Consider the following 1,472-nt stretch of genomic DNA (forward strand, 5'->3'; position numbering starts at 1 on the left):
GCCGGCGCCCGGCAGGCTCCGGGCCGCGCGCAGCGCGGCGGCGTCGCGCAGCAGGGCCTTGGTGGGCATGCAGGCCCAGTACGAGCACTCCCCGCCCACGAGCTCGCGCTCCACGATCGCGGCGGTCAGGCCGCCCTGCACCACCCGGTCGGCGACGTTCTCGCCGACGGGTCCTGCACCGATGACGACGACGTCGAAGGTGGTCTCGGTCATGTCAGCTCTCCTTCTTGGCAACGCGGTGCAGGCGGAACGCCGAGACCAGGAAGAAGATTCCGCCGAGCGTGGCGTACCCGGCCAGCGGGGTCAGGGCCGGGACGTCCCCGCCCGACATCATGAAGAAGCCGGTGCCGGCGAACACGGAGATGCCGCCGCTCAGGATCATGGGCCACTGGCCGCCGAGCCGGTAGCGGCTGACCGCGACGATCAGCTGCACGATGCCGGCCGTGATCGCCCAGACGCCCCAGACCCGCAGGACGGCGGGGATGCCCGACGTGACGGCGACCCCCAGGCCGATGGCGGTCGCGAGGCTCAAGGCCATGTTGAAGTACAGGCCCACCGTGGGGCGCGCGGCCTTCGAGGACCGGAAGTCGACCACGGCGGCCGCGACGTCGAACAGCGGGTAGAGCACGAGCAGCCCGATCGTGAGCGGGCTCAGGCTCCCGCCGACGGCGAACAGCAGGGCCGCCCAGACGACGGCGAAGCCGAACCGGACGAAGTACAGGTTCCGCAGCGCGGTCGCGGTGGCCGCGGCGGATGCTTCCACGGTGGTGGACATGGACGTTTCCTCTCGGATGGCGGCCGCGGGAATCGATCCGCGCGGCCATTTGTCTAGGTAGACTGACTAGTAACTCTACCGAGCGAGACAGTACACATCCAGGGCCGTCGGGCGCAAGGGGACGAGGAAAAGGGGACACGTATGATCGCGACCGTGCGCGGATCAATGTCAGACCGCCTGATCGAGGCGGCGAACGAGCTCTTCTACGCGCACGGCCTCCGCGCCGTGAGCGTGGACAAGGTGATCGAGCGCGCCGGCACCACGAAGGTGACCTTCTACCGGCACTTCCAGAGCAAGGACGACCTCGTGGTCGCCTACCTGGAGCACCGCGCGGCGCAGGAGCGCGACGGGGTCGACGCGGCCATCGCCCACGGCGACGGCGACGTGGACGCCACGCTGCGCCTGATGGCCGACCACACCGGCGCGATGGCCTGCGCGCCCGACTTCCGCGGGTGCCCGTTCATCAACGCCGCGGCGGAGTACCCCGATCCGGCCAGCCCCGTGCGCAAGATCGTCGACGAGCACCGCGCCTGGTGGGTGAGCGCGTTCGTGCGCCTCGTCGCCCCGCTCGGGCTCGCCGAGCCGGGCGCCGTCGCGGAGGACCTCATGCTGCTGCGCGACGGCGTCATGGTCGCCGGCTACCTCGGCGACCCGTCCCGGGTCGGGGCCTCGTTCCTGCGCAGCTGCCGGGCCGTCG

Annotated in this window: 3 protein-coding genes; 1 reads left to right on the plus strand and 2 read right to left on the minus strand. The window is 71.3% G+C overall.

Translation table 11 applies throughout. The annotated features are described in order from the left end of the window. Together PROKR_RS00880 and PROKR_RS00885 are read right to left on the minus strand one after the other, a co-directional pair. On the minus strand, window positions 1–213 hold a 213-nt coding region (locus PROKR_RS00880), incomplete at its 3' end, for an FAD-dependent oxidoreductase (protein WP_036958902.1). A 1-nt stretch (window position 214) separates the two neighbouring features. Further along, window positions 215–775: a hypothetical protein gene (locus tag PROKR_RS00885; protein ID WP_036958903.1), complete on the minus strand. Its 561-nt coding sequence runs from the start codon at window positions 773–775 to the stop codon at window positions 215–217. Window positions 776–928: 153 nt separating this feature from the next. On the opposite strand from PROKR_RS00885, the gene PROKR_RS00890 reads away from it, so the two are divergent. Beyond that, window positions 929–1,472: TetR/AcrR family transcriptional regulator (locus PROKR_RS00890; protein WP_245605654.1), on the plus strand; the 544-nt coding region annotated here is incomplete at its 3' end.

It is taken from the genome of Promicromonospora kroppenstedtii DSM 19349 (assembly GCF_000515355.1).
GTDB classification, from domain to species: domain Bacteria; phylum Actinomycetota; class Actinomycetes; order Actinomycetales; family Cellulomonadaceae; genus Promicromonospora; species Promicromonospora kroppenstedtii.